The following is a 19,534-nucleotide window of genomic DNA, read 5'->3' as shown; positions in this document are numbered from 1 at the left end:
GGCCCGCCGCGTCCGGTCACCCGGACTCCGCCGTGCGGGCCTCGACGGGCAGGATCGCATGGACCCGGAATCCGCCGCCGTAGCGGGGCCCGGCGGTGAGGGTGCCGCCGAGCGCGGTGACGCGTTCACGCATGCCGAGCAGGCCGTGCCCGCCGCCGTCGCCGTGGCCGCCGCCCCCGCCGGAGCCGTTGTCGAGCACAGTGACCTCGGCCGTGTTCCCGACCCGTACGACGCTCACCTCGGCCCTGGCCCCGGGGCCCGCGTGCTTGCGGACATTGGTCAGCGCCTCCTGGATGACCCGGTACGCGGCCAGGTCGACGGCCGCGGGCAGCGGGGGCCGCCGGTCGGTGCAGGCCACCTCGACGGGGAGCCCGGCCCGGCGGACGGTCTCGACCAGCTCGTCGAGGACGGCGAGCCCCGGGGCGGGTTCGGTCGGCGCCTCCGGGTCGCCGGACTGGCGCAGCAGCCCGACGGTGGCCCGCAGTTCGTCGAGCGCGGAGCGGCTGGCCTCCCGGACGTGGGCGAGCGCCTCCTTGGCCTGGTCGGGGCGCTTGTCCATGACGTGGGCGGCCACCCCGGCCTGGACGTTGACCAGGGCGATGTGGTGGGCGACGACGTCGTGGAGGTCGCGGGCGATGCGCAGCCGCTCCTCGGCGACCCGTCGCCTGGCCTCCTCGTCGCGGGTGCGTTCGGCCCGTTCGGCCCGCTCCCTGATCGCGCCGATGAAGGCGCGCCGGGAGCGGACGGCGTCGCCCGCCGCGCAGGCCATGCCGGTCCAGGCGAGGATGCCGAAGTTCTCCTGGCTGTACCAGGGCGCCGCGCCGAAGCACATCGCCGCGGCCGTCAGCACGGCCACCGTCAGCAGACCGACCCGCCAGGTGGTGGGCCGGTCGGTGCGGGCGGCGACGGTGTACAGCGCGATGACGGTGGCCATGACCACGGGCGCGGGCGGATCGGACTTCACCAGCTCGACGACGGTCAGCCCGGCGGTGACCGCGAGCACCGCCATGGGGTTGCGCCGCCGCCAGATGAGCGCCACGGCACCGGCCACCATCAGCAGCACGCCGCTCATCTCGGGCGGGCGGGTCCCGAAGGAGGGCACCTCCCCCGGGCGCGGGTGGACGAACGACCCGATGATCATCGCCACCAGCACGGCCAGGGCCAGGGCTGCGTCCAGCGCGAGGGGATGGTCGCGCAGCCAGTGCCGGACGCGCAGGACCCCGGTTCCGAGGGTGGTCACGTCAAGCTACGTTACGGCGTGTCGCGCGGGAGCCGGACCGGCCCCGCGCGAAAGACCCGGGCGTCGAGGACCCGGACACGGCCATGCCCCGGATGCGAAGGCCCGGACACGGCCGTGCCCCGGATCCGGCGGACCGGACCCGGGGCACGGGTTCATGCGGGTGCTGGAGAGGGGCGGACGGCGTCAGCCGGGGATCAGGCCGTCATCGCGGAGCATGGCGCGCACCTCTTCGAGGGTCGCGTCGGACGACGGAAGGATCAGCTCGGACGGTTCCAGGGAGTCGTCCGGCAGTGCCGTACCGAGCTCGCGCACCCTGGCCAGGAGAGCGTGGAGGGTGGCCCGGAAACCCGGTCCGTCACCGCTCTCCATCTCGGCGAGCAGTTCGTCGTCGAGCCCGTCGAGCTCGGCGAGATGACTGTCGGCCAGTGCGACCTGGCCCTCCCCCATGATCCGTACGATCATGACGCCGCCTCAACTCTTGTCGAACCTGTGCGGGGACTGGGACGACTGCTGCTGGGCGGCGTCCTGCGGGCCGCCCTCGATCGCCTGCTGCTGGGTGGAGCCGCCGGCCAGCTCGGCCTTCATGCGCTGGAGCTCCAGCTCCACATCCGTACCACCGGAGATCCGGTCCAGCTCGGCGGCGATGTCGTCCTTCGCCGTGCCGGTCGGGTCGTCCAGGGCACCGGAGGCGAGCAGCTCGTCGATCGCGCCGGCGCGGGCCTGCATCTGCTGGGTCTTGTCCTCGGCCCGCTGGATCGCGAGACCGACGTCGCCCATCTCCTCGGAGATCCCGGAGAAGGCCTCGCCGATCCTGGTCTGCGCCTGGGCGGCGGTGTAGGTGGCCTTGATGGTCTCCTTCTTGGTGCGGAAGGCATCGACCTTGGCCTGCAGCCGCTGCGCCGCGAGGGTGAGCTTCTCCTCCTCGCCCTGCAGCGTGGTGTGCTGCGTCTCCAGGTCGGTGACCTGCTGCTGGAGTGCGGCGCGCCGGGACAGCGCCTCGCGGGCCAGGTCCTCGCGGCCGAGCGCGAGCGCCTTGCGGCCCTGGTCCTCCAGCTTGGACGACTGTCCCTGCAGCTGGTTCAGCTGCAGCTCCAGCCGCTTGCGCGAGGTCGCCACGTCGGCGACACCGCGACGTACCTTCTGAAGCAGTTCGAGCTGCTTCTGGTACGAGTAATCGAGGGTCTCGCGCGGATCCTCGGCCCGGTCAAGGGCCTTGTTTGCCTTCGCGCGGAAGATCATCCCCATACGCTTCATGACACCGCTCATGGGCTTCGCGCGCCCCCTTCTGACGGACTGAGCTCCAGCACTCCAACAGAACCCACAGTACGGGCCCTGCCTCTATTACCGCACTGTTCGAGCAAGGATGGGCTCCTACCCAAGGACGACTGCACCGGGTCACCACTCCGGCCCAAGGAGTAGGCGGAGGTCAGGGGGACCCGGTCCGGTCATCCGTGCCGGATACCCCGGTACACCTGCGAGGACGCAGGCCGTTGCCGGATCGTTCCCGACCGGCCTGGGGTCGTGGCGCTCGAACCCGTACCCTTGGGCCTTGTGTTCCGTAGCCGTTCGAAGGAAGAGAAGGCGCCCACCGGCAAGGTGACGGCGGACCTCTCCACGCAGCCCCGCGACCCGCAGGCCCCCAAAGGTCGCCCCACCCCCAAGCGCAGCGATGCCCAGTCGCAGCGCCGTCGCGCCTCCAGTGGCGCGCCTCTCGACCGCAAGGAGGCCATGAAGCGGCAGCGCGAAGCGCGCCGCGTGGACATGGCCAAGCAGCGCGAGGCGCTCGCCAGTGGCGACGAGCGCTATCTGCCGGCTCGCGACAAGGGCCCGGTGCGGCGCTTCGTCCGCGACTACGTGGACTCGCGTTTCTGCATCGCGGAGTTCTTCCTGCCGCTCGCCGTGATCATCCTGATCCTCAGTGTGATCCAGGTGCAGAACATCCAGAACATCTCGCTGCTGCTCTGGCTCATCGTGATCGTGCTGATCGTGATCGACTCGATCGGGCTCTCGTTCCGCCTGAGGAAGCAGCTGAACCAGCGCTTCCCCGATACGCCCAAGCGTGGCGCGGTCGCCTACGGCCTGATGCGCACGCTTCAGATGCGTCGCCTCCGGCTGCCCAAGCCCCAGGTCAAGCGAGGCGAGCGGCCCTGAACACGCACGTCTCCGGCTCGGTCGGCGGTCCGTCCGCCGACCGGCCGGACGATGTCGTTCCCGTCACCGGCTTCTCCGGAGCCTCCTCGGTGTGGCTGAAGGGGCTCGGCGGGTTGCGCAACACCGTCCGCCAGGAGCTCGTGGCCCGGCAGCTCGACGAACAGATAGCGGCACGCTTCCCGGTCGGGCAGCGGCTGCGCGTGCTGGACGTCGGCATGGGCCAGGGCACCCAGGCGCTGCGCCTGGCACGGGCCGGTCATACGGTGACCGGCCTGGAGTCGGACGCGGAGATGCTGCGGGTGGCCAGGGAGGCGCTCGGCAGCGAACCAGCGGGCATCCGCGAGCGGGTCCGGCTGATCGAGGGCAACGGCCTGGACACCGGGGTGCACTTCCTGCCCGGCAGTTTCGACGTGGTGCTCTGCCACGGCGTGCTGATGTACGTCCGGGATCCGGACGCGATGCTGGCGGGCCTGGCCCGGATGCTCGCCCCGGGCGGGCTGCTGTCGCTGCTCGTACGGAACGCGGACGCCCTGGCGATGCGCCCCGGGACCGCCGGGGACTGGGACGCGGCGCTGGCCGCCTTCGACACGGACACGTACACCAACCGGCTGGGCCTCACGGTACGGGCCGACCGGCTGGACGCCCTGACGTCCACCCTCGCCGGGATCGCGGCGCCCCTGCACGCCTGGTACGGGGTGCGCGTCTTCACGGACAACGTGAGCAACGACGTGGAGCTGCCGGCCGCGGCCGAGCTGGAGCAGGTGCTCGCCGCGGAGGACCGGGCCGGGCGGACGGATCCGTACCGCCGGGTGGCCGCGCTGCTGCACCTGTGCGGCGTCCGGGGCTGAGCGGACACGGGGGCGGGTCGCCGGGGCTGCCCGGCGACGTGCCCCGACCGGCCGAACCCAAGAGGCCACCAAAAGGGTCAAAAGCAACAATCGGGGCATGGATATATTCCACTCCCGCACCCGCGTCCGCCGACTGCTGCTGCCCCTGGCCGCAGGGGTCTGTGCGATCGCCCTGGTGAGCGGCTGCTCGGACGCGTCCTCCGAGTCACCGAGGACCGAACCCAGCAATCCGGCCTCGGCGACCCGGACCGCGAGCGATCTGCAGAGCGACTACCAGGCCGTGATCCAGAACGTACTGCCGTCGGTGGTGCAGATCGAGGCCTCCGAGAGCCTGGGCTCCGGCGTCGTCTACGACACCAAGGGCCATATCGTCACCAATGCCCACGTGGTCGGCAACGACAAGACGTTCAAGGTCACCGTCGCGACCGGCGAGAAGGAGCAGCGGGCCGTGCTGGTGGCCTCCTACCCGGAGCAGGATCTGGCCGTCATCAAGCTCGACAGCGTGCCGGACGGGCTGAAGCCCGCGAAGTTCGGCAACTCGGAGAAGGTCGAGGTGGGGCAGATCGTGCTGGCGATGGGCTCGCCGCTCGGTCTGTCCTCCAGCGTCACCCAGGGCATCGTCTCGGCGCTCGGCCGGACCGTCAGCGAGAGCCGCGCAGGCGGCGGCACCGGCGCGACGATCGCGAACATGGTGCAGACCTCGGCCGCGATCAACCCGGGCAACAGCGGGGGTGCGCTGGTCAACCTGAACAGTGAGGTGATCGGCATCCCGACCCTGGCGGCGACCGATCCGGAGCTGGGCGGCAGCGCGGCGCCGGGGATCGGGTTCGCGATCCCGGTGTCGATGGTGAAGACGGTCGCCGATCAGATCATCGAGAGCGGCAAGGTCACCGACTCGGGCCGGGCGGCCCTGAACATCACCGGCCGTACGGTCGTCGACGACAACTACCAGCCCGCCGGGGTGGCGCTGGTGAGCGTGTCGAAGGACGGCGCCGCGGACAAGGCCGGGCTGCGGCCCGGCGACATCATCACCGGGATCGACGACCAGCCGGTCACGACGATCACCTCCTTGTCGGAGGCGCTGGCCGCGGACAAGCCCGACCAGAAGGTCACGGTGACCTATCTGCGCGACGGGGCGGAGAAGACGGCAAAGGTCACCCTGGGCGAGATCTAGGGTTCCCGCATCCGGAGTTCGCGCATCCGGAAGTTCGCGCGCGAGGAGGGCCCGAGACCGCCTCTCCTCGCGCGCGGGCGGATCAGCCCTGGTCCGCCTGGAGGCTCATGGGGCCGTAGATCTTCGTCGAGTCGTCGAAGAGCGTCACCTGGTCCGCCCCGCCGTCCAGGAGTTCCTTCCAGTACTCACCGATCCAGGACTCCGCGTCGCCCTGGGTGGTGAATTCCTCCGGCTGCAGGGCCGGCTCCGTCTCCGTACCGTCGGACTTCTCGAACCGCCACGTCCACGCCATGTCCGCCTCCTGGGTCGCTTCGCTGCCCCCGCAGCCTAGTGCCTGCGTCCCGTGCGGGGGCGGGCTCCGTACCCGTCCGGACGCACCCAGGTCGCGCATCGGGCGCACGGACACGGGAGGATCGAAGGCGTGGAACTGACTCTGCTCGGCACCGGAGCCCCCGATGGGCTGCCGCAGCCCGAATGTCCCTGCGCCGCCTGCGCCGTCGCCCACGGGGCGCGCTCGCGGGCCGCGACCGCGCTGCTGGTCGACGACGCGCTGCTGCTCGACCTCACTCCGGGAGCCGTGTTCGCCGCGGCCCGTGCGGGGCACTCTCTCACCGGAGTGCGGCAGGTGCTGCTCACCCATCCGCACGACGGGCCCGCCGTGGAACTGCCCGCGGGGCTGCCCCCGGCGGGGCGGGTGCCGGACGGGCGGGAGCTGACGCTGATCAGCGGGCACCGGGTGCGGGCGGTGCCGATGGACGCGCCGGGTACCGGGTACGAGGTCACCGGACCTGCGGGGGGCCGGCTGCTGTACATGCCGCCGGGGGCCGCGCCCGCCGGTCTCACGGACCGGGCCTCGGAGCCGTACGACATGGTGGTCGGCGATGTGGTGGGGCGGCCGGACGCGGTGGCGCGGCTGCGGGCCGTGGCGGCGGTCGGCCCGGCCACCGAGATCGTGGCCGTCCATCTGGACCATGACGCGCCGCCCGGCGCCGAACTGGACCGGCGGCTCGCGGCGGCCGGCGCGCGGGCCGTGCCGGACGGGACGACGCTGCTGGTGGGCGAGTACCGCACGGCCCCGGCGGTGCCCCGGCGCACGCTGGTGACGGGCGGGGCCCGGTCGGGGAAGTCGGTGGAGGCCGAGCGGCGCCTGGAGACGTTCCCCGAGGTGGTGTACGTGGCGACCGGCGGCGGCCGCGAGGGCGACGCCGAGTGGGCGGCCCGGATCGGTCTGCACCGGGAACGCCGGCCGGCCGCCTGGCGCACCGAGGAGACCTGTGAGCTGGTGGGGCTGCTGGAGTCGGACGGGCCGCCGCTGCTGATCGACTGCCTGTCGCTGTGGCTGACCGACGCGATGGACCGGGTGGACGCCTGGGACGACGCGGCGTGGGCGGAGGGCGGCGAGGGCGCTCTGCGGGAGCGGACCGCGGAACTGGTCGCGGCGGTGCGGGGAACACGTCGTACGGTCGTCGCCGTCACCAACGAGACCGGCTCGGGCGTGGTGCCCGCGACGGCCGCCGGGCGGCGCTTCCGGGACGAGCTGGGCCGGCTGAACGCCGCGTTCGCCGACGAGTGCGAGCAGGTGCTGCTGGTGGTGGCCGGTCAGGCGCTGGTCCTGCGGGGCTGACCGGGGCGCCCGCGCCCGTGGTCAGGGGAAGTGCATCGCGCCGACCGGGCGCCGGAAATGCGGCGGGTACTGTTCCGCAGTGAGCCCGCCGCCGGGCTCACCGGCCCACTCGACGCATCGACCCGCGAGGCAGATCCCCGTGAATCTGGACGACTTCTCCGACCTGATCGAACGCCCCGACGGCGGCGTACGGCGCGATGCCGAGGAACGCCGGGAACGCATGGCCGTTCCCGTCGGCGCCCTCGGCCGCCTGGACGAGCTGGGCGAATGGCTCTCGGCCGCGCAGCAGTCCGTACCGGTCAAGGCGATCGAGCAGCCGCGCGTGGTGCTCTTCGCCGGTGATCACGGGGTGGCCGAACTGGATGTGTCCGGGCGCGCGGCCAGGACCGCGCACGAGCTGGTGCGGGCCACCCTGGACGGCGCGACGCCGCTCGCGGTGCTGGCCCGGCAGTTCTCCGTACCGGTACGGATCGTCGACGCAGGTCTGGACTGCGATCCGGAACTGCTGCCGGAGTCGGTGGTACGTCATCGGGTGCGGCGCGGCAGCGGCCGGATCGACATCGAGGACGCGCTGACGGCCGAGGAGGCCGAGCAGGCGGTACGGCTCGGCATGGCGATCGCCGACGAGGAGGCCGACTCCGGCACCGATCTGGTGGTGCTCGGCGACCTGAGCGTGGGCGGGACGACGGCCGCGGCCACGCTGATCGCGGCGCTGTGCGGTACGGACGCCTCGGTGGTGACCGGGCGCGGCGGCACGGGCATCGACGATCTGGCGTGGATGCGCAAGTGCGCGGCGATCCGTGACTCGCTGCGGCGGGCCCGGCCGGTCCTCGGTGACCAGATGGAGCTGCTGGCCACGGTGGGCGGCGCGGATCTGGCGGCGATGACCGGGTTCCTGCTGCAGTGCGCGGTGCGCAGGCTGCCGGTGATCCTGGACGGCGTGGTCTCCGCGGCCTGCGCGTTGGTGGGCCAGCGGGCCGCCTTCCGGGCGCCGGACTGGTGGCTGGCGGGTCAGGCGAGCGGTGAGCCGGCCCAGGCCAAGGCGCTGGACCGGATGGCGCTCAACCCCTTGCTGGACCACGGCGTCATCGTGGGGGAAGGAAGCGGGGCATTGCTCGCACTCCCGCTGGTCCGGGCGGCGGCCGCACTCGCGGCCGAGCTGCCCGAACGCGACGTCGTCGCCGATGAGGAGAAGGACGGCGCCGACGAGGGAGCCGGGGCAGGCGCCGCCGCGTACGGCGACGCGACCTGAGACCGACCGGTCCCGGACTCACGGACCAGCTGCGCTGCGGCCGCCGAACACCGGCCGCAGCGCAGCCCCTCATGCAGTGCGATGCACCATATGATCGCTTTTCATGGGAGAGGTCCGATTGGCCACCGACGATTCCGGGCGGGGCACCGTCCGGGCACCGAGCACCGTCCGGTCACGGCGCAGCGCGGCGTTCGCCATCTGGTACCTGCGCGTCGTGTCGTTCATCAACTTCCTGAGCGCCGTCTGGGTCACTCTCGGCAACGATCTGCGCCGCCACAACACGGCGAACTACTTCACCCCCTACCTGCTCACCGCGGGCTTCTCCTCCGGGGTCGTCGCCCTCTTCCTGGCCATCACCATGCGCCGCCGCAAGCGCGCCGCCTGGATCGTGAACATGGTGGTGAGCGGGCTGCTGCTGCTCCTCTTCGCCCTGGTGATCGCCTTCCCGGAGGTCCGGCGGTATCCGCAGAACTGGATCTCGCTGGCGCTGACCGCCGCCTTCGTCCTGGCGCTGGTACTGGGCCGGCGCGAGTTCTACGCGAAGGGCGACCGGTCCAACCCGAAGCTGGCGGCCGTCGTCGCGGTCGGCGGGCTGCTGGTCACCTCGCTGATCGCCGCGGGCCTGGTCACCCTCACCAACACCGCGACCGACGACCACCGCGCGACCTTCCTGGACCGCTGGCGCTACGGGGCGCTGAGGCTGGTATCGGTCGCCGACAACGACGCCGCCTTCCCCGGGATCACCACCCCCGGCTGGGTCGACGTCACCATCAACGTGCTCTCCACGCTGCTGCTGATCGCCGTCGTGTACGCGGCGTTCCGGTCCCGCCGGGCCGTCGACCCGCTCACCCCCGAGGACGAGGCCCGGCTCCGGGCGCTGCTGGAGAAGCACGGCGACCGCGACTCGCTCGGCTACTTCTCGCTGCGCCGGGAGAAGAGCGTCATCTGGTCCCCGACCGGGAAGGCCGCCGTCGCCTACCGGGTGGTGGGCGGGGTCTCGCTCGCCTCCGGTGACCCCATCGGCGACCCGGAGGCCTGGCCGGGGGCGATCGGGCCGTGGCTGGCCGAGGCCCGCGAGCACGGCTGGATCCCGGCGGTGATGGGAGCGAGCGAGGAGGGCGGCACCATCTACTCGCGGCACGGCCTGGACGCCCTGGAGCTGGGCGACGAAGCGATCGTGGAAACCGCCGAGTTCACCCTCGAAGGGCGGGCGATGCGGACCGTCCGCCAGGCGTACAACCGGGTCGGGCGTGCCGGGTACGAGGTGACCGTCCGCCGCCACGCGGACATCCCCGAGGCGGAGATGGCCGAACTGGTGCGGCGCGCCGACGACTGGCGCGACGGGGCCACCGAACGCGGCTTCTCGATGGCGCTGGGCCGGCTCGGCGATCCGGCCGACGGCCGGTGCGTGATGCTCGAATGCCGCGACGCCGGCTCCGAGGAGGGCGCGCCGGGCGAGTTGCGTGCCGTACTGAGCTTCGTGCCCTGGGGACCGAACGGCCTCTCGCTGGACCTGATGCGCCGTGACCGGGACGCCGAGAACGGGCTGATGGAGTTCATGGTCATCGAACTCCTCCAGCGCGCCCAGGAGATCGGGATCACGCAGGTCTCACTGAACTTCGCGATGTTCAGGTCCGTCTTCGAGCGCGGTTCGCGGCTCGGCGCCGGACCGGTGCTCAGGCTCTGGCGCTCGATGCTCAGCTTCTTCTCGCGCTGGTGGCAGATCGAGTCGCTGTACCGCGCCAACGCCAAGTACCGGCCGATCTGGGAGCCACGCTTCATGCTGTTCGAGAAGAGTTCGGACCTGCTGCGCATCGGCGTCGCGGCGGGCCGTGCCGAAGGCTTCCTGGAGGCGCCCGGCCTGCCCAAGTGGCTGCACCGCTCGCAGCTGGGGAACAACGGATGAAACCCGTGCGCGCGCTGCGCCGGGCAGCTCGCCGCGAGTGGGGTCCGCTGCTGGGGACCGTACGCGCGGCACTCGCGGACGGCCGGCTGCGGGCGGTACCGATGACGGTCGCCGCGGTCTGTCTGACGGCGCTGCTCCATGCGCTGCAGAACCAGTCGTGGGGGTTCGGGGCGGTGCACTTCCTCGGGGCGGTGCGGGCCGAGGACCCGTTGTGGGCGTCCCTGCTGCGTACGCCGTTGTCGCTGTTCGTACCGGCGCTGGATCTGCCGGTCTGGGGGGCGCTGGTGCAGATCCTGCTGGTGTTCGGCGCCGCCGAGATCTGCCTGGGCCGGGGGCGGACGCTGCTGATCGCGTACGTGGCGACGCTGACCGGGACGCTGTACGCGCGGATCGGCGTCGCCCTCGGCCCGGACGGGCTGATCGGACTGCCGGCCTCGGACGCCCAGGTCGTCGACACCGGCCCGTCGGCGGCGGTCGTGGGCCTCGCCGTCTATCTCTGTCATGTCCACCGGGCCCCCTTCACCGGGGCTCTGGTGATCGCGGCGATGGTGGCCGAGGTGGTGCTGAAGAACAATCTGGCGGGCAAGGAGCACCTGGTGGCGATCGCCGCCGTCCTTCTGATGTGTGTCCGCGCGCCCCACCGGAACCGGCCCCGGGATCAGGGCTTGCGTCCGGGGAGCGGCGTCCGGTCCGGTGCGCCGCCGATCAGATCCTCGAACCTGCGCCGCGGCCCCACCCAGCGCACGTCGTGATGGTAGGCGCGCAGCACCGACCGGGCGCGGGCCCGGTGGCGGTTGCGGTAGAAGCGCCTGGCCCACATCGAGGTCGGCCGGGCCAGCCGGATCGCGCCGATCAGCGCGACGAACGGGACGAGCGTGCCGATGACGGCGAGCCGTGCCTTGCCCTTGAAGAGGGCGATCAGCACGAAGCAGAAGTTGACGATCAGGGTCAGGACCACGCCGAGCCGGTCCTGCTGCTCGTCGCTGCTCAGCTCGTTCACGCCGAGCGGTGAGAACCCGCCCAGCACCAGCAGCACCAGCGCCGCGGTGAGGACCACCACCTCCACGCTCTGGCGGCCCTCCTCGGTCCAGTACACGTCGTCGAGGTGGAGGATCAGCGCGAACTCGTCCAGTACCAGCCCCGCGCCCGCGCCGAAGACCACGGCGCAGACCCCCGCGGTGACGCCCTGCCGCCCGCTGGCGACCGCGCCGAAGCCGCCGACGACGCTCAGCACCACCCCGGGGACCACATGGTGGATGTGCATCCCGCCGGGAGTGATGTTGCGGAACGGGCCCTTCCCCGCCCGGATCATCCGGGTGATGAACCGGGTGATCGCGAAGGTGAGCACGAAGGAGGCCAGGGCGAGGAGCAGCGGGAGCTTCCCCGGCTCGACGATGTTCTGCTCGAACCAGTGACCCATGCCACCCACTCCCGATAAGCCGCTTCCGTCATGGTTTGTTGCGTTACGGGCAATCTATCGGCCGGGCACACCGATTAGCCTGCGCGCCGTGACCTCCCTGAACAGCCACGGCATCCGCTTCGCCTTCGGCACCCTGACCGTGCTCCCCGTCCGCGTCACCCGCTGGGACCGGGAGGCCGCCCGCGCCGGGATGCTGTGCGCGCCGCTGGCCGGCCTCGTCGTGGGGGTGCTCGCGGCAGCGGCCGGCGGTCTGTCGCTGCTGCTCGGCTCGGGCCCGCTGCTCGCCGCGGTCGCCTCGGCCGCCGTGCCCGCCGCGCTGACCCGGGGTCTGCATCTGGACGGTCTCGCGGACACCGCCGACGGCCTGGGCAGCGGCAAACCCGCCGACGACGCCCTGCGGATCATGAAGCAGTCGGACATCGGTCCGTTCGGTGTGATCACCCTGCTGTTCGTGCTGCTGGCCCAGGTCGCGGCGCTGTACGAGCTGTACGGGCGGAGCTGGGCACACGGCGCGGTGGCGGCGGCCGTCGCCGCGGTCACCGCCCGGCTCGCGCTCACCCTGGCCTCCCGCCGGGGCGTGCCGCCGGCCCGTCCGGAAGGGCTGGGCGCGGCGGTGGCGGGCACGGTCCCGGGGCGGGGCGCGGTGGCGGTCGGGGCGGTGGTGGTCGCGGGCTGCGCGGGTGCCGGTGCGCTGCTCGGCGGGTACGGGGCGGTGCACCACGCGCTGGCCGCGGTGGCCGCGCTCGGTGTCGCCCGGCTCCTGCTGCGGCACTGCGTGCGGCGCTTCGGCGGGGTGACCGGCGATGTGTTCGGCGCGCTGGCGGAGACGGCGGCGACGGCGGCCCTGGTGGTCCTGACCTTCGGTTAGGACCGGTCCGGCGCGCTGCCCTTCGGGCACTCCTGGCGCCACGCGCCGAGCTCGTACTTCTTCAGCAGCGAGCTGAGCCCCAGCCGCCGCGAATCGGCGCAGAACCGGGCGAGGGGCAGCTCGTACTCGACATGGAGGACGGCCTTGCCCGCCTTCACGAACGGGGTGAGCTTCTCGCACTCCTCGTACTGCGCGCACTGCTCGTTGACCGCGAAGTCGAAGTCCGGCTCCAGCTCCGGGATCTGCCCGAGGTCGTTCTTCAGGCCGACGGCGAGCCCGTGGCGGTGGGCGATCCGGGCGATCAGCCGGTTGTAGCGCACCTGGTCGGCGGCGGTCAGCGGGAAGCCGGTGCGGTTGCGGTAGCCGTCCATGTTGTCGGGCTCCACCGCGTCGAACCCCTTCTCGGCGCACATCTTCATCCGCCGCTCCATCAGCGGCTCCAGGATGTCCGTGCGGCGGATGTCGAGCCAGTACTCCCCCTCCCAGCCGTTGCCCTCGCCGCGCACCGAGGCGGGGAACTTCCCGGCGTCCGGACGGAAGTCCTCCCAGGCGCCGGTGGAGAGATAGCAGATCACCTTGCGGCCCCGGCGGTGCAGATCGGCCACCGCCGACGCCTCGTGGTCGAAGCCGTCGATGTCGTACACCGGGACGTCCACCGTCGGATCCAGCCGTCCGGAGAGCTGCCACTGCCAGCCGGTACCGGGTTCCGGCCGCCAGAGCTCCTTCCCGGCGGGGTCCGGCGCCGAGGTGCAGCCGGCCAGCAGGGCCAGCAGAACCAGTACGGCGACGGGCAGCGCCCGGCTCCCTCCCGTCACGCGTGCGACCCCACGGGCGCGCATGGTTCTCCTCCCGTGGATCCGGCACCTCCAACGACCCTATGTCCACCGCCGTTTCCGGCCGCACGGACCCCGGCCCGGACGTCCGGGACCGGAGCCGTGGCTCCACAACGAGCCATCCGCGGCCCGCCGCCGTGTTCCGGCACCAAGGGCGCGCGTAGGCTCATTCCCGGCACATTGCGGCGGCGTCTACGATGCGCCGGGCACGGTCGGCCCACCCCTCGACCGAAAACGAACTCAACGGAAGCGAGATTTCACCACCGTGACTGCTCTCACTCTCAGCACTGCCGGTGCGGCGACGCTGCGCGCCGACGCACTCGTCGTCGGCGTCGCCAAGGGCGTCAAGGGGCCGGTCCTCGCGCCCGGCTCCGAGGCCGTGGACAAGGCGTTCGACGGAAAGCTCGCCACCGTCCTGGAGGCCCTGGGCGCCGCAGGTGCCGAGGGCGAGGTGACCAAGCTCCCCGCACCCGACGGCCTCAAGGTCCCGGTCGTCGTCGCGGTCGGGCTCGGCTCCGTCCCGAAGAAGGACGAGGCGTACGACGGCGAGGCGCTGCGCCGCGCCGCGGGCTCGGCCGCCCGTGCCCTGGCCGGCTCGAAGAAGGCCGGCTTCGCGCTGCCCGTCGAGTCCGCCGAGGACGCCGGGGCGATCGCCGAGGGCGCGCTCCTGGGCGCGTACGCCTTCACCGCGTACCAGGGCGGCGAGAACAAGCTCGCCCCCAAGGGCAAGAAGAACGGCAACGGCGCGAAGCTGCCGCTCGGCGAGGTCGCCCTGCTCGGCGCCAAGCCGCGTGACAAGGCGTTCAAGGCGGTGGCCGAGCGCGCCGTCGCACTGGCCGAGGAGATCAACCGCGCCCGCGACCTGATCAACACCCCGCCGAACGACCTGTACCCCGAGTCCTTCGCCGCCGTGGCCACCGCCGCGGGCAAGGAGCACGGCATCAAGGTGCAGGTCCTCGACGAGAAGGCGCTCGTCAAGGGCGGCTTCGGCGGTCTGCTGGGCGTCGGCCAGGGCTCGACCCACGGCCCGCGCCTGGTGAAGCTCGCCTACACGCACCCGAAGGCGGAGAAGACCCTGGCCCTGGTCGGCAAGGGCATCACCTACGACTCGGGCGGCATCTCGCTGAAGCCGGCCGGCCACAACGAGACGATGAAGTGCGACATGAGCGGCGCCGCCGCCGTGTTCGCGGCCGTCGTCGCGGCCTCCCGGCTCGGCCTCCAGGTCAACGTGACCGGCTGGCTGGCGCTCGCCGAGAACATGCCGTCGGGCAACGCCACCCGCCCCGGTGACGTGCTGCGCATGTACAGCGGCAAGACCGTCGAGGTCCTCAACACGGACGCCGAGGGCCGGCTCGTCCTCGCCGACGCGCTGACCCGCGCCTCCGAGGAGAACCCGGACGCGATCGTCGACGTGGCGACCCTGACCGGCGCGATGGTGCTGGCGCTGGGCAACCGCACCTTCGGCATCATGGCGAACGACGACGCCTTCCGTACCTCCGTCCACGAGATCGCCGAGGAGGTCGGCGAGGCCTCCTGGCCGATGCCGCTCCCCGCCGACCTGCGCAAGGGCATGGACTCCCCGACCGCCGACATCGCCAACATGGGCGAGCGGATGGGCGGCGGCCTGGTGGCCGGTCTGTTCCTGCAGGAGTTCGTGGGCGAGGGCATCGCCTGGGCGCACCTGGACATCGCGGGTCCGGCCTTCCACGAGGGCGCGCCGTACGGCTACACGCCGAAGGGCGGCACCGGTTCCGCGGTCCGCACGCTGGTCAGGCTGGCCGAGCGCACCGCCGCCGGCGACCTCGGCTGAGACCGCTGCTGTGACGTACGGCCCCGGGCATAGGCCCGGGGCCGTACGTGTTACGCCGATGGCATCGCCGCACGGCTCCGGCCGGTTTCGCTCTCGACGAAATCAGTAGGGGTCTACGCAGCGGTAACCCCCTGAGACGGATGATCCTCCGTCTCAGACCCGGGCCCCGCGTCCCGCTCACCGTCGACAAGTGCGAAGATGGGTTCTCGGCAGGACAGGGCCCCCACCACAGGGCCGAATGACAAAGCGGCCGCACACCAGCCGACCGGCCGGTCACACCCCAGCGACGGGGCCCGGCGTACGGCGCACATGCATGGAGGACGTGACGTGGCGAACGACGCCAGCACCGTTTTCGACCTAGTGATCCTCGGCGGTGGTAGCGGCGGTTACGCCGCGGCCCTGCGCGGAGCGCAGCTGGGCCTGGACGTCGCTCTGATCGAGAAGGGCAAGGTCGGCGGCACCTGCCTGCACAACGGCTGCATCCCCACGAAGGCCCTGCTCCACGCCGGCGAGATCGCCGACCAGGCGCGCGAGTCCGAGCAGTTCGGTGTCAAGGCCACCTTCGAGGGCATCGACATCGACGCCGTCCACAAGTACAAGGACGACGTGATCTCGGGCCTGTACAAGGGTCTGCAGGGTCTCATCGCCTCGCGCAAGGTCACCTACATCGAGGGTGAGGGACGGCTCTCCTCCCCCACCTCGGTGGATGTGAACGGCCAGCGCGTCCAGGGCCGCCACGTGCTGCTCGCGACCGGCTCCGTGCCGAAGTCGCTGCCCGGCCTGGAGATCGACGGCAACCGCATCATCTCGTCGGACCACGCGCTCAAGCTGGACCGCGTCCCGAAGTCCGCGATCGTGCTGGGCGGCGGCGTCATCGGCGTCGAGTTCGCCTCGGCGTGGACGTCCTTCGGCACCGACGTGACGATCATCGAGGGCCTGAAGCACCTCGTCCCGGTCGAGGACGAGAACAGCTCGAAGCTTCTTGAGCGCGCCTTCCGCAAGCGCGGCATCAAGTTCAACCTCGGTACGTTCTTCCAGAGCGCCGAGTACACGCAGGACGGCGTCCGCGTGACCCTCGCCGACGGCAAGACCTTCGACGCCGAGGTGCTGCTGGTCGCCATCGGCCGCGGCCCGGTCTCGCAGGGCCTCGGCTACGAGGAGGCCGGTGTCGCGATGGACCGCGGTTACGTCCTGGTCGACGAGTACATGCAGACCAACGTGCCCACCATCTCGGCCGTGGGCGACCTGGCCCCGACGCTCCAGCTCGCGCACGTCGGCTTCGCCGAGGGCATCCTGGTGGCGGAGCGGCTGGCCGGTCTGAAGACCGTTCCGATCGACTACGACGGTGTCCCGCGGGTGACGTACTGCCACCCCGAGGTCGCCTCCGTGGGCATCACCGAGGCCAAGGCCAAGGAGCTCTACGGCGCGGACAAGGTCGTCGCCCTGAAGTACAACCTCGCGGGCAACGGCAAGAGCAAGATCCTCAAGACCGCGGGCGAGATCAAGCTCGTCCAGGTCAAGGACGGTGCCGTGGTCGGCGTCCACATGGTCGGTGACCGTATGGGCGAGCAGGTCGGCGAAGCCCAGCTGATCTACAACTGGGAGGCGCTGCCCGCCGAGGTCGCGCAGCTCATCCACGCCCACCCGACGCAGAACGAGGCCATGGGCGAGGCGCACCTGGCCCTCGCCGGCAAGCCGCTGCACTCCCACGACTGATCCAGTCGACCGGGCGCGACGACCGACCTACTTCCGCACTTTCGTAAGGAGCAACTGAAACCATGTCGGTTTCCGTAACCCTTCCGGCGCTCGGCGAGAGCGTCACCGAGGGCACTGTCACCCGCTGGCTGAAGGCCGAGGGCGAGCGCGTCGAGGCCGACGAGCCGTTGCTCGAGGTTTCGACCGACAAGGTCGACACCGAGATCCCGGCCCCCGCGGCCGGCATCCTGGCCGCCATCAAGGTCGCCGAGGACGAGACCGTCGAGGTCGGCGCCGAACTGGCCGTCATCGACGACGGCACGGGTGCGGCTGCCGCCCCGGCGCCTGTGGCTGAGGCACCTGCCGCCCCGGCGCCGGTCGCCGAGGCCCCCGCCGCCGCACCGGCCCCCGTGGCCGAGGCTCCGGCCGCCGCACCGGCCGGTGGCGCCGCCGGTACCGACGTCACCCTCCCGGCGCTCGGCGAGAGCGTCACCGAGGGCACCGTCACCCGCTGGCTGAAGGAGGTCGGCGAGGAGGTCACGGAGGACGAGCCCCTCCTGGAGGTCTCCACGGACAAGGTCGACACCGAGATCCCGGCCCCGGTTTCCGGTGTGCTGCTGGAGATCGTCGTCGCCGAGGACGAGACCGCCGAGGTCGGCGCCAAGCTCGCCGTCATCGGTGCCGCGGGTGCTGCCCCGGCCGCCGCTCCGGCTCCGGCCGCTCCGGCCCCCGTGGCCGCCGCTCCGGCCCCGGCTCCGGCCGCCGCTGCCCCCGCCCCGGCCGCTCCGGCCGCCCCCGCGCCGGCTCCGGCCCCGGTGGCGCCCGCCGCCCCGGTCGCCGCTCCGGCGCCCGTGGCCGCCGCTCCGGTCGCCGCCCCGGCTCCGGTCACCCCGGCCGCCCCGGCCGCGACCTCCGGCGACGACGGCGCGTACGTCACGCCGCTGGTCCGCAAGCTCGCCGCCGAGAACGGCGTCGACCTGGGCTCGGTCAAGGGCACCGGCGTCGGTGGCCGCATCCGCAAGCAGGACGTCGTCGCCGCCGCGGAGGCCGCCAGGGCCGCCGCAGCCGCCCCGGCTCCGGCCGCCGCCGTTGCTCCGGCCGCCTCGAAGGCGCCGAAGCTGGAGGTGTCCCCGCTGCGCGGTCAGACGGTCAAGATGACCCGCATGCGCAAGGTCATCGGCGACAACATGATGAAGGCCCTGCACTCGCAGGCCCAGCTGACCTCGGTCGTCGAGGTCGACGTCACCAAGCTGATGAAGCTGCGCAACAAGGCGAAGGACGCGTTCGCCGCCCGCGAGGGCGTCAAGCTGTCCCCGATGCCGTTCTACGTCAAGGCGGCGGCCCAGGCGCTGAAGGCCCACCCGGTCATCAACGCCCGGATCAACGAGGACGAGGGCACCATCACGTACTTCGACTCGGAGAACATCGGCATCGCCGTGGACGCCGAGAAGGGTCTGATGACCCCGGTCATCAAGGGTGCGGGCGACCTGAACATCGCCGGTATCTCGAAGAAGACCGCCGAGCTGGCCGGCAAGGCCCGCGGCGGCGGCCTGACGCCGGACGACATGTCCGGTGCCACCTTCACCATCAGCAACACCGGCTCGCGCGGTGCGCTGTTCGACACCGTCATCGTGCCGCCGAACCAGGCAGCCATCCTGGGCATCGGTGCCACGGTCAAGCGTCCGGCGGTCATCGAGACCGAGGAGGGCACCGTCATCGGTGTCCGCGACATGACGTACCTGTCGCTCTCCTACGACCACCGTCTGGTGGACGGCGCGGACGCCGCCCGTTACCTGACCTCGGTCAAGGCGATCCTGGAGGCCGGTGAGTTCGAGGTCGAGCTCGGCCTCTGAGCCCTCCGGCTGTAACCAGCCTCACCAGCGGCGCCCCCGTCCGGAACACTTCCGGGCGGGGGCGCCGCCGTATTGTCTAGACACCACCGGTCGCCCCGGCAATCGTGATGGTGCGGACAGCACCGGTTTGCCTCGAAGGAGCCCCTCATGACCCCGCCCGTCGTCCACTCGCTGCGCGAACAGATCCGCGAGCACATCGTGGACGGGATCGTCAGCGGGCGCTGGAAGCCCGGTGAGCGGATCGTGGAGCGCCGGATCGCCACCGAGCTGGAGGTCAGCCAGACGCCCGTGCGCGAGGCGCTGCGGGAGCTGGAGACGCTCCGGCTGATCGAGTCGGCGCCCAACAAGGGTGTACGGGTCCGCAATCTGACCGCCGCCGACCTGGAGGAGAGCTATCCGGTCCGGGCCGGTCTGGAGCAGATCGCGGCGGAGCTGGCGGCGCCGACCCTCGGCGAGGACTGCTCGCGCCTCACGCCGTACGTGACGGCGCTCTACGAGGCCGACCGGCTGGCCGACGGCGAGGCGCAGGTGCGGCACACCGTGGGCTTCCACCGCGAGATGGTGCGCGCCGCCGGGAACGCGGTGCTGCTGCACACCTGGGAGGGGCTGGGCATCGAGGTGTTCACCGCCCTGTCGATCCGATGGCTGGGCACGGTGCAGAAGTCGTACGCGGAGGAGCACGAGGCGCTCATCGAGGCGTTCCTGCGCAAGGACCCGGACATCGGGGTGCTGGCCAAGGCCCACGTACTCGGCTGCGCGCCGCGCGCCTGAGGACCTCTGAGGGGCCTGCGGTACCCCTCGGAGGTCGTACGCATCTGTCGTAGGGGGCGCTCGCCTGTGCAGGTGGGCGCCCCTTTTGC

The 19,534-nt window shown here is 72.0% G+C and carries 18 protein-coding genes; 12 read left to right on the top strand and 6 right to left on the bottom strand.

The window, feature by feature from the left end:
• Nucleotides 1-16: 16 nt before the first annotated feature.
• The 3 genes from ACFYY1_RS04060 to ACFYY1_RS04050 form a co-directional block, all read right to left on the bottom strand.
• Nucleotides 17-1,240 (bottom strand): sensor histidine kinase, encoded by a 1,224-nt coding sequence (locus ACFYY1_RS04060; RefSeq protein WP_388580463.1) that lies wholly within the window; start codon nucleotides 1,238-1,240, stop codon nucleotides 17-19.
• Nucleotides 1,241-1,423: 183 nt separating this feature from the next.
• Nucleotides 1,424-1,702, bottom strand: coding sequence for a hypothetical protein (locus tag ACFYY1_RS04055; RefSeq protein WP_124718101.1), 279 nt, complete (start codon nucleotides 1,700-1,702; stop codon nucleotides 1,424-1,426).
• Between the two features lie 9 nt (nucleotides 1,703-1,711).
• Nucleotides 1,712-2,494 (bottom strand): PspA/IM30 family protein, encoded by a 783-nt coding sequence (locus tag ACFYY1_RS04050; RefSeq protein ID WP_266736832.1) that lies wholly within the window; start codon nucleotides 2,492-2,494, stop codon nucleotides 1,712-1,714.
• A gap of 297 nt (nucleotides 2,495-2,791) precedes the next feature.
• On the opposite strand from ACFYY1_RS04050, the gene ACFYY1_RS04045 reads away from it, so the two are divergent.
• From ACFYY1_RS04045 to ACFYY1_RS04035, 3 genes are all read left to right on the top strand, one after another.
• A complete protein-coding gene (locus tag ACFYY1_RS04045) occupies nucleotides 2,792-3,391 on the top strand; it encodes a DUF3043 domain-containing protein (RefSeq protein WP_388581500.1) in 600 nt (199 codons plus the stop codon).
• Between the two features lie 113 nt (nucleotides 3,392-3,504).
• On the top strand, nucleotides 3,505-4,239 hold the full coding sequence (locus ACFYY1_RS04040; protein WP_266737372.1) for a bifunctional 2-polyprenyl-6-hydroxyphenol methylase/3-demethylubiquinol 3-O-methyltransferase UbiG: 735 nt from the start codon (nucleotides 3,505-3,507) through the stop codon (nucleotides 4,237-4,239).
• 97 nt (nucleotides 4,240-4,336) lie between these two features.
• Nucleotides 4,337-5,413 carry a S1C family serine protease gene (locus tag ACFYY1_RS04035; RefSeq protein ID WP_388580459.1) on the top strand — a complete coding sequence of 359 codons (1,077 nt, stop codon included), beginning with the start codon at nucleotides 4,337-4,339 and terminating at the stop codon, nucleotides 5,411-5,413.
• 82 nt (nucleotides 5,414-5,495) lie between these two features.
• Here the strand turns inward: ACFYY1_RS04035 and ACFYY1_RS04030 are convergent, their stop codons facing one another.
• Complete coding sequence (locus ACFYY1_RS04030) at nucleotides 5,496-5,705, bottom strand: hypothetical protein (RefSeq protein WP_072483289.1); 210 nt, start codon at nucleotides 5,703-5,705, stop codon at nucleotides 5,496-5,498.
• 129 nt (nucleotides 5,706-5,834) lie between these two features.
• Here ACFYY1_RS04030 and ACFYY1_RS04025 point away from each other — a divergent pair, with 129 nt between their 5' ends.
• From ACFYY1_RS04025 to ACFYY1_RS04010, 4 genes are all read left to right on the top strand, one after another.
• Nucleotides 5,835-7,037, top strand: a complete 1,203-nt coding sequence (locus tag ACFYY1_RS04025; protein ID WP_388580455.1) for a bifunctional adenosylcobinamide kinase/adenosylcobinamide-phosphate guanylyltransferase — start codon at nucleotides 5,835-5,837, stop codon at nucleotides 7,035-7,037.
• Between the two features lie 139 nt (nucleotides 7,038-7,176).
• Nucleotides 7,177-8,289 (top strand): nicotinate-nucleotide--dimethylbenzimidazole phosphoribosyltransferase, encoded by a 1,113-nt coding sequence (cobT, locus tag ACFYY1_RS04020; protein WP_388580453.1) that lies wholly within the window; start codon nucleotides 7,177-7,179, stop codon nucleotides 8,287-8,289.
• A 103-nt stretch (nucleotides 8,290-8,392) separates the two neighbouring features.
• On the top strand, nucleotides 8,393-10,195 hold the full coding sequence (locus tag ACFYY1_RS04015) for a phosphatidylglycerol lysyltransferase domain-containing protein (RefSeq protein WP_388580450.1): 1,803 nt from the start codon (nucleotides 8,393-8,395) through the stop codon (nucleotides 10,193-10,195).
• On the top strand, nucleotides 10,192-10,947 hold the full coding sequence (locus ACFYY1_RS04010; RefSeq protein ID WP_388580448.1) for a hypothetical protein: 756 nt from the start codon (nucleotides 10,192-10,194) through the stop codon (nucleotides 10,945-10,947). Before ACFYY1_RS04015 ends, ACFYY1_RS04010 begins: the two co-directional genes overlap by 4 nt.
• Here the strand turns inward: ACFYY1_RS04010 and ACFYY1_RS04005 are convergent.
• On the bottom strand, nucleotides 10,854-11,615 hold the full coding sequence (locus tag ACFYY1_RS04005) for a hypothetical protein (protein ID WP_388580447.1): 762 nt from the start codon (nucleotides 11,613-11,615) through the stop codon (nucleotides 10,854-10,856). The two genes, ACFYY1_RS04010 and ACFYY1_RS04005, sit on opposite strands and share 94 nt — an antisense overlap.
• Nucleotides 11,616-11,703: 88 nt before the next feature.
• On the opposite strand from ACFYY1_RS04005, the gene cobS reads away from it, so the two are divergent.
• A complete protein-coding gene (cobS, locus tag ACFYY1_RS04000; RefSeq protein WP_388580445.1) occupies nucleotides 11,704-12,483 on the top strand; it encodes an adenosylcobinamide-GDP ribazoletransferase in 780 nt (259 codons plus the stop codon).
• On the opposite strand, the gene ACFYY1_RS03995 is transcribed toward cobS, so the two are convergent.
• On the bottom strand, nucleotides 12,480-13,322 hold the full coding sequence (locus tag ACFYY1_RS03995; protein WP_388580442.1) for an endo alpha-1,4 polygalactosaminidase: 843 nt from the start codon (nucleotides 13,320-13,322) through the stop codon (nucleotides 12,480-12,482). The genes cobS and ACFYY1_RS03995 overlap by 4 nt on opposite strands.
• A 259-nt stretch (nucleotides 13,323-13,581) precedes the next feature.
• On the opposite strand from ACFYY1_RS03995, the gene ACFYY1_RS03990 reads away from it, so the two are divergent.
• The 4 genes from ACFYY1_RS03990 to ACFYY1_RS03975 all read left to right on the top strand — a co-directional run bounded on the left by ACFYY1_RS03990 (nucleotide 13,582) and on the right by ACFYY1_RS03975 (nucleotide 19,445).
• Nucleotides 13,582-15,126 (top strand): leucyl aminopeptidase, encoded by a 1,545-nt coding sequence (locus ACFYY1_RS03990; RefSeq protein WP_388580439.1) that lies wholly within the window; start codon nucleotides 13,582-13,584, stop codon nucleotides 15,124-15,126.
• A gap of 327 nt (nucleotides 15,127-15,453) precedes the next feature.
• Complete coding sequence (gene lpdA / locus ACFYY1_RS03985) at nucleotides 15,454-16,842, top strand: dihydrolipoyl dehydrogenase (protein ID WP_266736850.1); 1,389 nt, start codon at nucleotides 15,454-15,456, stop codon at nucleotides 16,840-16,842.
• Nucleotides 16,843-16,904: 62 nt separating this feature from the next.
• A complete protein-coding gene (sucB, locus tag ACFYY1_RS03980) occupies nucleotides 16,905-18,674 on the top strand; it encodes a 2-oxoglutarate dehydrogenase, E2 component, dihydrolipoamide succinyltransferase (RefSeq protein ID WP_388580435.1) in 1,770 nt (589 codons plus the stop codon).
• A gap of 147 nt (nucleotides 18,675-18,821) precedes the next feature.
• Nucleotides 18,822-19,445, top strand: a complete 624-nt coding sequence (locus ACFYY1_RS03975; protein WP_266494461.1) for a GntR family transcriptional regulator — start codon at nucleotides 18,822-18,824, stop codon at nucleotides 19,443-19,445.
• Nucleotides 19,446-19,534: the final 89 nt, after the last annotated feature.

The sequence above is a fragment of the Streptomyces sp. NPDC001890 genome, from assembly GCF_042891445.1.
In the GTDB taxonomy this organism is placed as follows: domain Bacteria; phylum Actinomycetota; class Actinomycetes; order Streptomycetales; family Streptomycetaceae; genus Streptomyces.
Note: the sequence above shows the minus strand (reverse complement) of the source record. Positions and strands in the feature narration are given on the sequence as shown.

Bases quoted from the DNA above. Each gene is read 5' to 3' on its own strand.
- ACFYY1_RS04055 (WP_124718101.1), bottom strand. From the start codon at position 1,702: ATGATCGTACGGATCATGGGGGAGGGCCAGGTCGCACTGGCCGACAGT.
- ACFYY1_RS04050 (WP_266736832.1), bottom strand. From the start codon at position 2,494: ATGAAGCGTATGGGGATGATCTTCCGCGCGAAGGCAAACAAGGCCCTT.
- ACFYY1_RS04035 (WP_388580459.1), top strand. From the start codon at position 4,337: ATGGATATATTCCACTCCCGCACCCGCGTCCGCCGACTGCTGCTGCCC.
- ACFYY1_RS04030 (WP_072483289.1), bottom strand. From the start codon at position 5,705: ATGGCGTGGACGTGGCGGTTCGAGAAGTCCGACGGTACGGAGACGGAG.
- ACFYY1_RS04015 (WP_388580450.1), top strand. From the start codon at position 8,393: ATGGGAGAGGTCCGATTGGCCACCGACGATTCCGGGCGGGGCACCGTC.
- ACFYY1_RS04010 (WP_388580448.1), top strand. From the start codon at position 10,192: ATGAAACCCGTGCGCGCGCTGCGCCGGGCAGCTCGCCGCGAGTGGGGT.
- ACFYY1_RS04005 (WP_388580447.1), bottom strand. From the start codon at position 11,615: ATGGGTCACTGGTTCGAGCAGAACATCGTCGAGCCGGGGAAGCTCCCG.
- ACFYY1_RS03995 (WP_388580442.1), bottom strand. From the start codon at position 13,322: ATGCGCGCCCGTGGGGTCGCACGCGTGACGGGAGGGAGCCGGGCGCTG.
- sucB (WP_388580435.1), top strand. From the start codon at position 16,905: ATGTCGGTTTCCGTAACCCTTCCGGCGCTCGGCGAGAGCGTCACCGAG.
- ACFYY1_RS03975 (WP_266494461.1), top strand. From the start codon at position 18,822: ATGACCCCGCCCGTCGTCCACTCGCTGCGCGAACAGATCCGCGAGCAC.